Annotated in this window: 11 protein-coding genes and 1 riboswitch; of the genes, 9 read left to right on the top strand and 2 right to left on the bottom strand. The window is 73.0% G+C overall.

Annotated elements, in window-relative coordinates:
• Positions 1-247: 247 nt before the first annotated feature.
• Positions 248-1,987, bottom strand: coding sequence for an FAD-binding dehydrogenase (locus ABZX85_RS21850; protein WP_355871444.1), 1,740 nt, complete (start codon positions 1,985-1,987; stop codon positions 248-250).
• A gap of 329 nt (positions 1,988-2,316) precedes the next feature.
• Between ABZX85_RS21850 and ABZX85_RS21845 the strand changes: the two genes are divergently transcribed.
• The 9 genes from ABZX85_RS21845 to ABZX85_RS21805 all read left to right on the top strand — a co-directional run bounded on the left by ABZX85_RS21845 (position 2,317) and on the right by ABZX85_RS21805 (position 11,203).
• A complete protein-coding gene (locus ABZX85_RS21845; RefSeq protein ID WP_355870944.1) occupies positions 2,317-3,435 on the top strand; it encodes a helix-turn-helix domain-containing protein in 1,119 nt (372 codons plus the stop codon).
• Positions 3,436-3,452: 17 nt separating this feature from the next.
• Complete coding sequence (locus ABZX85_RS21840; RefSeq protein ID WP_355870942.1) at positions 3,453-4,010, top strand: hypothetical protein; 558 nt, start codon at positions 3,453-3,455, stop codon at positions 4,008-4,010.
• 17 nt (positions 4,011-4,027) lie between these two features.
• Positions 4,028-4,537 (top strand): GNAT family N-acetyltransferase, encoded by a 510-nt coding sequence (locus ABZX85_RS21835; RefSeq protein WP_355871442.1) that lies wholly within the window; start codon positions 4,028-4,030, stop codon positions 4,535-4,537.
• Positions 4,538-4,572: 35 nt separating this feature from the next.
• The gene (locus ABZX85_RS21830) at positions 4,573-5,133 is read left to right on the top strand and encodes a GNAT family N-acetyltransferase (RefSeq protein WP_355870940.1); all 561 of its coding nucleotides are present in this window, start codon (positions 4,573-4,575) and stop codon (positions 5,131-5,133) included.
• Between the two features lie 52 nt (positions 5,134-5,185).
• Positions 5,186-5,313, top strand: a riboswitch (cobalamin riboswitch).
• A gap of 88 nt (positions 5,314-5,401) precedes the next feature.
• Positions 5,402-6,418, top strand: a complete 1,017-nt coding sequence (locus ABZX85_RS21825) for an ABC transporter substrate-binding protein (RefSeq protein ID WP_355870937.1) — start codon at positions 5,402-5,404, stop codon at positions 6,416-6,418.
• Positions 6,415-7,437: an iron chelate uptake ABC transporter family permease subunit gene (locus tag ABZX85_RS21820; RefSeq protein WP_355870935.1), complete on the top strand. Its 1,023-nt coding sequence runs from the start codon at positions 6,415-6,417 to the stop codon at positions 7,435-7,437. The genes ABZX85_RS21825 and ABZX85_RS21820 overlap by 4 nt, the downstream gene beginning before the upstream one ends.
• On the top strand, positions 7,434-8,210 hold the full coding sequence (locus ABZX85_RS21815) for an ABC transporter ATP-binding protein (RefSeq protein ID WP_355870933.1): 777 nt from the start codon (positions 7,434-7,436) through the stop codon (positions 8,208-8,210). The genes ABZX85_RS21820 and ABZX85_RS21815 overlap by 4 nt, the downstream gene beginning before the upstream one ends.
• A 382-nt stretch (positions 8,211-8,592) precedes the next feature.
• Positions 8,593-9,579 carry an acyltransferase domain-containing protein gene (locus ABZX85_RS21810; RefSeq protein ID WP_355870930.1) on the top strand — a complete coding sequence of 329 codons (987 nt, stop codon included), beginning with the start codon at positions 8,593-8,595 and terminating at the stop codon, positions 9,577-9,579.
• 25 nt (positions 9,580-9,604) lie between these two features.
• Positions 9,605-11,203 carry an acyl-CoA oxidase gene (locus ABZX85_RS21805; RefSeq protein ID WP_355870928.1) on the top strand — a complete coding sequence of 533 codons (1,599 nt, stop codon included), beginning with the start codon at positions 9,605-9,607 and terminating at the stop codon, positions 11,201-11,203.
• Here the strand turns inward: ABZX85_RS21805 and ABZX85_RS21800 are convergent.
• Positions 11,179-12,549, bottom strand: a complete 1,371-nt coding sequence (locus ABZX85_RS21800) for an AMP-binding protein (RefSeq protein WP_355870926.1) — start codon at positions 12,547-12,549, stop codon at positions 11,179-11,181. The two genes, ABZX85_RS21805 and ABZX85_RS21800, sit on opposite strands and share 25 nt — an antisense overlap.
• Positions 12,550-12,894 lie beyond the last annotated feature (345 nt).

Genomic DNA, 12,894 nt, shown 5'->3' with positions numbered 1-12,894 from the left:
CAGCGCACAGCCCCGCGCCCCTGAAAAGACATGGCTGGTGCCCGTCTGTGAGCGCACAGCCCCGCGCCCCTGAAAAGACATGGCTGGTGCCCGTCTTTTCAGCACAACGCGCCCCTGGAAGGATCGGCGGCGAAGCCGCCACCCTTCCAGGGGCGCGGGGCTGTGCGCTCACACGCGGGCATCAGCCATGTCCTTCAGGGGCGCGGGGAACTGCGCGACCAGCCACGACGCTCCCGCAGCCGACCTCCTACAGTGCCGCCCCCGCCGCCTTCCCCGCCTGGCGGCCCGAGAACAAGCAGCCTCCCAGGAACGTCCCCTCCAGCGACCGGTACCCGTGCACGCCACCCCCGCCGAAGCCCGCCACCTCACCCGCCGCGTACAGACCGGGAATCGGTGAACCTGCCGCGTTGAGGACGCGGCCGGACAGGTCCGTCTGCAAACCCCCCAGCGTCTTGCGCGTCAGGATGTTGAGGTGGACGGCGATCAGCGGCCCCGCCGAGGAGTCGAGGATCTTGTGGGCGGACGCCGTACGGCTGAGGCTGTCGCCGGGGTAGCTGAGGGCGTTGCGGATACCCATGACCTGGACGTCCTTGGTGTACGGGTTGTCGATCTCCCGGTCCCGCGCCTCGATCTGCCGCTTCAGGTCGGCGAGGTCGATGAGGTTCTCACCGGTCAGCTTGTTCATACCGGCGACGAGTTCGGAGAGCGACGACGCGACGACGAAGTCCGCCCCCTTCTCCTTGAACTTCTCGATCGGCTCGGGCGACTGCCAGATCCGGGAGAGCAGCTTCCAGACGTCCTTGTTCGTGAGGTCGGGGTTCTGCTCGGACCCCGACAGCGCGAACTCCTTCGCGAGGATCTTCTGCGTGGTGACGAACCAGGAGTAGTCGTACCCGGAGTCGGTGATCGTCTTGAGCGTGTGGAGGGTGTCGTACCCGGGGATGTCGGGCGTGTCGAACCGCTTCCCCTTCGCGTCGAACCACATGGAGGACGGTCCGGGGAGGATGCGGATGCCGTGGCCGGGCCAGATGGGCGCGTAGTTGCGCAGCCCCTCCGTGTAGTGCCACATCCGGTCGGGGTTGACGATCCGCCCGCCCGCCTTCTGCGTGATCCCCAGCATGCGGCCGTCGACGTGCGCGGGCACGCCCGTGATCATCGACTTCGGCGGATTCCCCATCCGCGCGGGCCAGTTGGCGCGTACGAGATCGTGGTTGGCGCCGATCCCGCCGGAGGTGACGACGACAACGGGCGCGCGGAGTTCGAAATCGCCGACGACCGTACGTGAACTCGCCGTGCCGCGCGCCGCGTTGGAGGGTTCGAGGAGAGCGCCCCGGACGCCGGTGACGGTGCCGTTCGTGACGATCAGCTCGTCCACGCGGTGCCGGAACTTGAAGGTGACCTTGCCCGCGGAGACCCCGGCGCGGACCTTCTTCTCGAACGGCTCGACGACGGCGGGCCCGGTCCCCCACGTGACGTGGAAGCGGGGTACGGAGTTGCCGTGGCCGGTCGCGAGGCCGCCCCCGCGCTCGGCCCAGCCGACGATCGGGAACCACTGGACGCCGAGCCCGGCGAGCCAGGACCGCTTCTCGCCGGACGCGAAGTTGACGTACGCCTCGGCCCACTTGTAGGCCCAGTAGTCCTGTCCGGCGGGGTCGGTGATGCCCCGGTCGAAGCCGGCCGTGCCGAGCCAGTCCTGCCAGGCGAGGTCGCGGCTGTCCTTGATGCCCATCAGCCGCTGTTCGTCGGAGTCGACGAAGAACAGCCCGCCGAACGACCAGAACGCCTGCCCGCCGATGCTCGCCTCGGGCTCCTGGTCGAGCAGCAGCACCTTCCGCCCGGCGGCGACGAGTTCGGACGTGGCGACGAGCCCGGCCAGACCGTGTCCTACGACGATGGCGTCCGCGTCCTGCGCCGCCGCGGCGAACGACGGGGCGGCGAACGACTGGGCGAGGGCGGCACCGGCGAGGACACCGCCGGCCACGGTCATCACACGGCGGCGCGAGACGTCGGCGGCGGGACCCCCGGCGAGGGTCTCGGCGGCGGGGCTGTCGGGAGCGGAACTCTCCACATTCTCCATGGACTTGCCTCTCGGAAGGGGCACGAGACGTGCGGGGGTACGGAAGGGTGTTGCAGTGGGAACCGGCCTGTTACCGTCGGTAGCCCACAGGAAATCAGGTCGTCACCGTGATCTGGTAGTGGCCGGGCGGCAACAGGAACTCCCCTTCGTTGTGGCCCGGACACAGCGTCCGGACGAGCGAAGGGGACCCATTGAGCGTCCGCCACGGACCCGAACCGGTCGTCGGAATCCTGCGTGGCATGGCCGACGACCGGGACGTGTGCCGGGAACTCGTCGCGGCGGCCCGCAGGCGCTCCCCCGAACTGGCCCGGCTCACCGAGGAGGAGACCCGTTCGCACGCGACGGCGATGCTCCGGGCGGCCGGCACCTGGTTCTCGGGGCTCGGGCATCCCGACTCCCTGGACGAACAGGACTTCACCGCCGCCCTGTTGCTCGGCGCCGACCGCGCGGTCCAGGGCGTGCCGATGACCGTCGTCCTGCGCGGGGTGCAGGCCGCGCTGACCCGCGCGGTCGAGATCACCGTCGACCGCTGCCGCTCGGCCGGCGTCCCCGACCGGGCCCAACTCCACGTCGTGCTGCGGCTGAAGGAGTACGGCGACGCCGTCGAGCGGCAGGTCATCAACGGCTACCGGGCCGCCGAGCGCGAGACCCCGCGCGGAACGGGGGCCGCCCGCGCGCGACTTCTGCGGCAGGTCCTGCTGGGCGGCGCGGTCCCGCCCGCCTCGGAACTCTCCCGTGCCGGTATCCGGCCCGGCGCCGACGGCCTCTACCACTGCCTCGCGGCGGACGGCTCCGCCCTCGCCGGCGTCCCCGCCGCGACGGCCCTCCTGGACGGCCGGCTCGCCGGTATCGCCCCGCTCCCCCCGACCCCGCAACAACTCGAACCCGGCGCCCTGGTCGTCGTCGCCCCACCCGCCCCCCTCGCGGACCTCCCCGAGCTGTACCGCCTCTGCGTCCGCGCCGTCGACCTGGTCCGCCGCCGCGGCCACCACGGCCTGCACCAACTAACTGACCTCGCAGCAGAGTTGGCCCTGGCTGAACAACCCCTCCTGGGCACCTACCTGACGACCCGCCTCCTCGGCTCCCTGGACCCCACCGACGACTTCCACCGCCAACTCGCCCTGACCGCCCTCACCTTCCTCGACCTCGGCCGCCGCCTCGACCAGACCGCCGCCGCCCTCTTCACCCACCCCAACACCGTCCGCTACCGCCTCGCCCGCCTCCAGCAAATCACCGGCAGCTCCCTGGGCAGCGGCCCGGGCGGCCACACGGAGACCCTCCACTGGTGGTGGGCCCTGACGACGTGGCTCGGTGGGGAGCGGTCGGTGGGGGCGTCGTCGTACGAGGACGCGGGGTAGGTCAGTAGGGTGGCGGGATGGCGTACGAGGGCGGGGGTCGGTTGTTCGGGTCGCGGGACGGGTTCGGGCTGGAGTTTCATGTCGAGCGGGACCCGGGGTTGTTGTGTGTGGATGTGTTCGTGGGCGGGGTGCATGTGAACGCGTGGGACAACGCGTTCTATCCGCCGCTGCTGGTGAAGAAGCTCGGGGACGAGTTGCCGCGGTTCCGTGGGGCGGGGGCGGCGCCGGTGGGGTTCAGTTCGCCGGTCGAGGCGTTTCTCGTCGCGGAGAGTTGGGCGTACGACGAGGTCGGGGAGGAGCCCGAGGTGGGGGAGGCGCTTGCTCGGTGGGCGTTTCTGGACTGGGGTGAGTGCACCAACGATGTGAGGGCGTTCGCGTTTCCTGATGGGGAGTGGCTGCATCTCGGTTGTCGGTTGTACGAGGAGGGGCGTCCGGCGCTGGGGGCGCCGACCGTGGCGTCGGTGAGCCGGGTGTCGTTCGTCGAGACGCTGGAGCAGGGCCTCGACGTCGCCGAGCGCGAGTGGGCCGTCCGGCTCGCGGCGATCATGGCCCGGTATGAGGAGGCGCGGGAGTGACCGCCAGGCACGGCCTCATGGCGGAGGCGATCCGTACCGGGCGGCTCGATCTTGTGCCCTTGCGCGTCGAGCACGCCGGGGAGATGGCGGTCGTGCTGTCCGATCCTGCGCTCCATGCCTTCATCGGTGGTGCACCGGACACTCCGGAGGCTCTGCACGAGCGCTACCTGCGCCTCGCCGCCGGTTCCTCCGAGCCGGGGGTGGACTGGCTGAACTGGGTGGTCCGGCTGCGTGAGGGAGGGTGCCTGGTGGGGACTGTTCAGGCGACGGTCGAGCGGAGGGCCGTCGCGGGGGTGGCGTGGGTGGTGGGGACCCCGTGGCAGGGGCGGGGGATCGCCGGGGAAGCCGCCCGGGGGTTGGTCGGGTGGCTCGTCGAGAAGGGGGTGGACACCGTCGTCGCCCATGTCCACCCGGACCACCGGGCGTCGGCCGCCGTCGCGGCGAGTGCGGGACTGACGGCGACCGGGGAGTGGCAGGAGGGCGAGGTGCGATGGCGGCTCAGCCTCGCGGACGCCGGGAAACCCTGAGGCGTACGGCTCCCTCCCGGGGATAGCTTGACCCGGTGATCACACTCCCCCTCTCCACCGAACGCCTCCGCCTGCGCCTCTTCACCCCGGACGACCTCGACGACCTGCACGCCTACCAGGGGATTCCCGAGGTGGCCCGCTACCTGTACCGGCCGCCGCTGACCAGGGACAAGTGCGCGGAATCGCTGGTGCGGCGGTCCGCCGGGACGCGGTGGGCCGAGGACGGCGACGATCTGGTGGTCGCGGTGTGCCGGGCGCAGGAGCCGGGGGTCGTCGGGGAGATCGTGCTGAAGCTGGCGAGCGCGCGGGCGCGGCAGGCGGAGATCGGGTGGGTGTTCCATCCGGCGCACGGCGGACAGGGGTACGCGGCGGAGGCGGCGCGGGCGGTGGCCGCTCTCGCCTTCGAGGCGTTCGGGGTCCACCGGCTCTTCGCCCGGCTGGACACCCGGAACACCGGGTCGGTGCGGGTGTGCGAGCGGCTGGGGATGGCCAGGGAGGCGCACCTCGTGGAGAACGATCTCGACGGGGACGGCGAGTGGGGCAGTGAGTACGTGTACGCGGTGCGCGCGGACCGGTGGCGGGCGGAGGGCGTGTGATAGCTTCCCAGGGCCAGTCGAACCCATGTGCGCGCAGGTGGGCGCACGGGTCAGGGAATCCGGTGGGAATCCGGAGCTGACGCGCAGCGGTGAGGGTGACGGGCGGGGCAACAGGCCACTGGACGGGGTGAGTTCGTCCGGGAAGGCGCTCCGGCCGGACGATCCCGAGTCCGAAGACCTGCTGGCGGCCACCGGCCGGGAAGACGGTCGGGGGTTCGACCGTACGACCGGGCTTCGCGTACGAGCCCTCGACGCCGAAGGATGCTCTGTGCGGCTCGCACGTCCCGCTGCCCTGTTCATCGTCTCCGCCGTCCTGCTGACCGGGTGCGGAGGGTCCTCGGAGAAGGACTCCAAGAGCGCCGCCGAGGCGGTGACGCTCACGAACTGCGGGCAGAAGGTCACCGTCGGCTCCCCGCCGAAGCGGGCGGTCTCCCTCAACCAGGGCACGACCGAGATCATGCTCTCCCTGGGTCTCGCGGACCGCATGGTCGGCACGGCGACCTGGACCGACCCGGTCTCCGCGAACCTGACGAAGGAGAACGCGAAGGTCAAGCGCCTCGCGGACAACGCCCCCTCCCTGGAGACCGTCCTCGACACCGAACCGGACTTCGTGGCCGCCTCGTTCGCCTCGACCCTCGGCAAGGGCGGCGTCGCCCCGCGCGAGCAGTTCGAGAAGCTGGGCGTCCCGACGTACCTCTCCCCCTCCGACTGCGTCGGCAAGGACAACGGCGGGGACGGCGACGGCGCCCGCACCCAGCCCCTCGCGATCGACACGATCTACGGCGAAGTCCTGGACCTGGCAAGGATCTTCGGTGTCGAGGAACGCGGCGAGAAACTGGTCGCCGACCTCAAGAAGCGCGTGACGGCGGCGACTTCGGGCCTCAAGGCGCAGGACGTCACGCTGCTGTACTGGTTCGCGAACTCCCAGTCCCCCTACCTGGCGGGCTGTTGCGGCGCCCCCGGCGTCATCACCCGCACGCTGGACGCGAAGAACGCCTTCGCAGACACGAAGGACGAGTGGCCGCAGGTGAGTTGGGAGACGGTCGCCGACCGCGACCCGGACGTCCTGGTGATCGGCGACCTGACCCGTAAGCAGCAGACCGCGGAGACCGCCGCGAAGAAGATCGAGTTCCTGGAGTCGAACCCGGTCACGAAGAACATGACGGCGGTGAAGAAGAAGCGGTACGTCCTGCTGTCCGGTCAGGCCATGAACCCGACGATCCGTACGGTCGAGGGCATCGAGAAGGTCGCGGCGGCGCTGCGCGCGGACGGCCTCGCGGGATGACCCGGGCGACGGCCCGCGGGCTGCTGCTCGGCGCGGGCGGCCTCGCGCTGCTGGCCCTCTCGGTCGCCCTGGCGATCACGATCGGCCCGGCGGACATCGCCGTCGGTGACGTGTGGGCGTCGGTGGCGTCCCATCTCGGCTGGGGCCACTCGGAGCTGAGCCCGCTGCGGGACGGCATCGTGTGGAACCTGCGGCTCCCGCGCACGCTCCTCGCGGCAGTGTGCGGGGCGGGGCTCGCGGTGTGCGGGGCGGTGATGCAGTCGCTGCTGCGCAACCCCCTCGCGGACCCGTTCGTGCTGGGCGTCTCCTCGGGCGCGTCGACGGGCGCGGTCGTCATCGTCGTCCTCGGCGCGGGCGGCGGGCTCGTGTCGGTGTCGGGCGGGGCGTTCATCGGGGCGATGCTGTCGTTCGGGCTGGTGCTGCTGCTCAGTCACACGCTGGGCGGGACGACGGACCGGGTGGTCCTCGCGGGGGTCGCGGCGATGCAGCTGTTCTCGGCGCTGACGTCGTTCATCGTGATGACGGCCGCCGACGCGGAGACCACGCGGGGCATCCTGTTCTGGCTGCTGGGCTCGCTGAGCGGCGCGGACTGGACGGACGTCGCGGTCGGCGCGGCGATCCTCGCGGTGGCGCTGCTGGTCTGCGTGGGCCAGGCCCGCACGCTGGACGCGTTCGCGTTCGGCCAGGACGCGGCGACGTCGCTGGGCGTCTCCGTGGCCCGTACCCGGCTGATCCTGCTCTGTACGACGGCGCTGCTGACGGCGGCCCTGGTCAGCTCGGCGGGTGCGATCGGCTTCGTCGGCCTGGTCCTGCCGCACGCGACCCGCGCCCTCACCGGCCCCGGCCACACCCGGCTGCTCCCGGCGACGGCGCTGGCGGGCGCGGTGTTCCTGGTCTGGGTCGACACGCTGGCCCGGACGGTCCTCGCCCCGCAGGAGGTCCCGGTGGGGGTCGTGACGTCCCTGATCGGGGTGCCGGCGTTCGTGGCGGTGCTGTACCGGACGAAGGGGGCGCGGTGAACGGGCTGAACGCGGACCGGGTCCGCCGTACGGCGGGCGGCACCCTGATCCTCGACGGCGTCACCCTCACCCCGCGCCCCGGCGAGGTCACGGGCCTGCTCGGGCCGAACGGCTCCGGGAAGTCCACGCTGCTGCGGCTCCTCGCGGGTGTCCTCGCCCCGGACTCGGGCACCGTCACCCTCGACGGCCGCCCGCTGCCGGAGGTGGGCCGCCGGGCGGTCGCGCGCCGGGTCGCCGTCGTCGAGCAGCAGGCGGACACGCAGGTCGCGCTGACGGTCGTCGACGTCGTCCGGCTGGGCCGTATCCCGCACCGGCGGGCGTGGGCGCCGGCCGCGCCGGGTGACGAGGACGCCGTGCGGACGGCGCTGGAGCGTACCGGGCTCGCGGACAAGGCGGAGCGGCCCTGGCACTCCCTGTCGGGCGGGGAGCGGCAGCGGGTGCACATCGCGCGCGCCCTCGCGCAGGACCCCCGTGAGCTGCTCCTGGACGAGCCGACCAACCACCTCGACATCCAGCACCAGTTGGCCCTGATGTCCCTGGTCACGGAGCTGGGCATCACGACGGTCGTCGCCCTCCACGACCTCAACCTCGCGGCGATGTACTGCGACCGCCTGGCCGTCCTCAAACAGGGCCGCGTCATCGCGGCCGGCACCCCCCGCGAGGTCCTGACGGAGTCGCTCGTGGCGGACGTGTACGGCGTACGCGCCACGGTCACCTTCCCCGAGGAGGCGGCCGACGGCCGTCCGCACATCCGTTTCCTCGGCCCGGTGTGAGCGGGGCGCACACGCGGGAGCCGGTGAAGACCCGGCGTCCGGCCGTGTGAGCCGGGCGCACGCGCCGGACGGCGGCCGGGACGGGTGCGCGCCGCGGGCTGCCGGGAGCGCGTGCGCGCCACCGAAGGCCGGGGCCGCACGATGTGCCACGGCCGGCCGGGACGGTGTACGCGCCACGGCCGCCGGGCAGCCCGCGAGGCGTTCCCCCACATCGGCGCGGCGCCCCGGCCCCACTCCCCGCCCTCGCCCGGAGGGCCACGCGCCCGTGTCGCTCCCCTGTGCCGCCGCGCGCTCTGCCGACGCCGGGGCGGCCTGTGCTGAGGTCTGTGGTCGAGGGACACGCGACGGCGTGTGAGGACGGCCGAGTTCGGGAGGTGCTGTGGTGAACGGTCGGTTGGTGGTCCATGCCTTCGCCGGGCAGGGGGATTTCTCGCTGGCGCCGCTGCTCGGGGCGCTGGACGCGCAGGACGTCGTGGAGGAGGCGTTGGAGGAGGTCGCCGCCGAAGGCGACGCGGTGGCCGGGGAGTTCGGGGTGGCGCCGGTCGTGTCGCGGTTACTGAGCGGGGAGTTGAGGAGTTCACGGGAGCTGGCGGACGGCCCGGTGGGAACGCCGCAGTACGCGCTGTTCGCGTGCTCGGTGGCCGTGCACCGGGCGCTGTGCCGCTCGGGGTTCGCCCCGGACCGGGTGGTCGGCATGAGCTTCGGCGACATCGCGGCCTGCGTCGCTGCGGGCATGCTGGACGTCGCGGACGGCACCCGGATCGCCTGCCTGGTGGCCCGCGCGCTGACCGGTCACCCCGGCGGCATGCTCCTGGTCGAGCCCCCGGCGACGGACGGCGACCCGGAGGCCGAGGCCCACCGCCTCCTCGCCGCCCTGCACCTCCCCGGCCTGACCCTGGCCTGCGTCAACGACGACCGCCGGGTCATCCTCACCGGCCCGTCCGACACCGTCACCCTCGCCGAACAGCTCCTCCTCGGGCTCGCCCTGCCGGTCGTCCGGCTGAGGCTGCCGTTCCTGTGCCATCACCCCGAACTGGAGGACGACGCGCGGCGGTTCGTCGAGAGCATCCGGGACGTCCGGGTGGACGTGGCCCGACTCCCCGTGCACTCCTCCCTGTTGGGGCGGGCGTACCGGCCGGACGACGACGTCCGCGAGGTCCTGTCGTACGGTCTGACCCGGCCGGCCCGGCTGCCGGGGGTGCTGCGGCAGGCGGTGGGCGGCGGTCCGGCGCTGCTCCTGGAGGCCGGTACCGGGAGCGCGTTGACGCGCAGCGCGCGGGAGGTGTTCGCGGGGCGGGACGTCACAGCGGTGGCTCCGCTCACGGCGGACGGGTTCGCGTGGGTGACGGGGGTGTCCAATGGGCGATGAGGCTCTCCCGGTCGACGGGGGTGACGTGGCGTCAGCTCTGCTTCGCTGCGCGGCCGTTCTCGGCGACGCCGGTCAACTCCTGGCGGACATCGACCGGTTGGCGGACGTCCAGGCGAGGGCGGCGGTGCGGCGGCCCGCGCTGTACATGGCGCTGGTCAACCACTACACCCTCTGCCTCAACGCGGTCGTCTCCTTCGGCTCCGACGACGCCGCCCTGAAACCGGCCCGGGAGGCGCTGGAGCGGGGGACGGCCAAGGGGGTGTTCCTGGTGACGGAGGCCGGACGGGCCGGCAGTCACCTCGGCGCCCGCACGACAGCCCGATTCGACGCCACGGCAAAGGAGTTCGTGCTCGACACCCCCGACGCGGACGCCGTGAAGTTCTCCAGCGTCCGGCCCGACGGCGTGCCGACCTTCGGCGCGGTCGTCGCACGGGCGGTGGTCGAGGGCGTGGACCGGGGGACGTTCACGTTCCTCGTGGACCTCACCGACGGCGAGCGGGCCGCGCCGGGTGTGGAGATCTCGGGGCCCCTCACGGCGAGCGCGCTACCGCTGGAGTACGGCCTGATCCGGTTCCGGAACTGCCGTGTCCCGTACGGACGTTGGCTGTCCGACGGGGCCTGGATCGACACGGACGGCCGTTTCACCGACCCCTCGGGCTCACCCGGCGCCCGGCTGCGCCGGACCATGTCGGTCGGCCAGACCCTGTGGGCGACGGTCCCCTCCGCGATGTCCGCGATGTCCGCACGGGCGACCGCCTCCGCACTCCGGTTCGCGCAGCACCGTACGACACCGTCGGGGCAGCCTCTGCTGGCCCATCTCACCCACCAACGGGCCCTGCTGGAAGCGCTGTCCGGCGTGTACGCGCTCTCCCGGGCGGCGGACGCGGCGCTCGCGGCGTGGCGGTCGAAGACCTCGGGTGAGCCCGCCCCGGAGGCGGCGCTGTCTCCGTGGGTGGCCGTGGACGCCTCCCTCGCCCTGCTGAAAGCGGTGTCGACGGAGGAGGCGGCACGGGTCGTCGAGGTGTGCCGGCGGCGCTGCGGGCTCGCCGGGTTCCTGGACGTCAACCTGCTGGAGGGGTACCTCGGTGCCGCGCAGGCGTTCACCGTGGCGGGCGGGGACAACGCGCTGATCCTCCTGGATACGGGACGGGCAGCGCTCAGCACAAATGGCACCCAAGGCCCCGCCGTCCCCGGCGAGTTGACCGACCCGAGCTGGTGGCCGAGCGTCTCCCGCACGCACGCACTCCGTCTCGCGGCCGACACCTCCCCCGACGACCTCCCCCGCCTCAAGGAACTCGGCGAGGCGACGGCGGCGACCTTCCTGGCCGACACCCTGGCCGCACCCGAACACGCACCCGAACACACGCACGCACACCCCCTCGCCACCCTCTTCGGCCTCCTCCAGGCCGACCGCTCCGCCGGCCGCCTCGTCGCGACCGGCGTCCTCACCCCCGACGCCGTACGCGCCCTCCCGAAGGCGATCGACCGCCTCTGCGCCGAACTCGCCCCTCGACTCCCCGAGCTGGCCGCACAGTTCGACCCCCGCCCGGACCCCACTCCCCCGCTCGGCGCCCCGCACTACGCCGAGGCACTGTGGGATCACTTGGCGAACTCGTTGGCCTGAGGCTCCCGTACGACCACGTCGCAGGGGAACTCGACCCGCAGCAGCACCTCCTTGAGCCGCCGGGTCACCTGATCGCGGACGGCGTGCCCGGCCCCCCGGGCGGTGACATGGAGCCGGTACCGCTGCCGCCCCATCCCCCCGCGCCCGGCGACGGACCGCACGATCTCGGTCCGCACGTGCAGCACCCCCGGCAGCGCGCCGACCAGCTCCCGCACCCAGCGCAGGGACACCCGGTCGCCGTTGATGACGACGAAGTCGGCTATCCGGCCGCAGAAGAAGAGGTGCCCGCTGTCGTCGACCCGGAACACGTCCCCGGTGGCGACCGTGTCGGCCGCGACGAGCCCGCGCCGCCCGGCCGCGCCGTGTCCGACGCGCCGGACCATCGCGCTGGGGGTCGTCACGAGGAGTTCGCCCTTGAGGCGTTCGCCGCGCACGGCGACTTCGACGCCCGGCAGCGGGAGGCCGACGGAGGTGTACCGCTCGGGGGGTGCGCGGTGGGCGGCGAGGGTGGAGACGCGGGGGCCGGCCTCGGTGAGCCCGTAGGTGAGGTAGAGCTCGCCGCCCCGGTGCCGGGCGAGGAGTTCCTTGACGTGGGTGGCCTCCAGGGAGTCCCCGCCGACGGTCAGCACGCGCAGGGAGGCGGGGAGTTCGTAGGTGTCGTCGAGGAACGAGCGGACCAGGGACGGGGACAGGGAGGAGACCGTCACGCCGTGCCGGCTGAGCCCCTCCCGGTAGGTGCCGGGCGCGAAGGGGGGTCCGCTGAGGACGAGCCGGGCGCCGGTCGCTATCCCGGCGAGGGCCTGGGCGACGAGCGCGAAGGAGTAGTGCAGCGGCAGGTTGAGCCAGACGGTGTCCGCGGCGCGCAGCCCGATCGCCGCCGCGTGCCGGCGCGCGTTGTCGAACAGGGCGGCGACCCGGTGCAGACAGCCTCCGGCGGTCCCGGAGGTCGCGGAGGTCATGACGATGGCCTGCCCGGGTTCGTAGGTGCGGGGGTGGGTGGTGGCGATGCGGCGGACGACGAGGTCGGGGGCGGTGGTCGCGAGGGCGGCGGCGCCGAGTGCGTCCGCGATGATCCGGCGCCGGTGCTCGGGGCAGGCGCGGGGCAGCAGGACGGGGACGAGGCCCGCGTAGTGGGCGGCGAGGAACGCGGTGAGCTGGGTGTGCGCGTCGGGGACGGCGACGAGGACCGGGCTGCCGGGCGGGAGCGCGGCACTCGCGAACGCCTCCCGCACGTCCGCGAGTGCCCGCCGGCGCACCGGCTGCCCGGCGTCGGTGTCGACCCGGGTACGGAGGTAGTCGGCCACCTGTTCCTCGGGCGGGACGGGCGTGAGGATGCTCAACGTCAACTGCCTTTCGTGATCGGCCAGGTGAGAAAGCAGCAGTCGTACGCACGGTGCGCGGGCCGGAGTCGGCGGGTGCTGGGGGGGAGCGGCGGAGGTGGGGGGACGGGCGGCCGGGTCCGTCGGCGCGGCCGAGGGGCGACCGGGGTGGCCGGGGAGGCGCACGGTCGCGGTCACCGGGTGGCATGCCGGGTCGCCGGAGGGTGCCCTCCCTGGGTCGAAACCACCCGCCCTAAGTCAAACCACCTGTTCGCCGCCTGTAAAGGACGCATGGTCGGCATTGCGGCGCGCGCGGACGGGCGGCGGCCGTCCGTGGTGTCCGTGGGTGCGCCCCCGGCTCGCGCGGAGCGC

It is taken from the genome of Streptomyces sp. NPDC004539, assembly GCF_040610055.1.
Lineage (GTDB): Bacteria > Actinomycetota > Actinomycetes > Streptomycetales > Streptomycetaceae > Streptomyces.
This window is presented reverse-complemented; position numbering and strand designations above follow the sequence as displayed.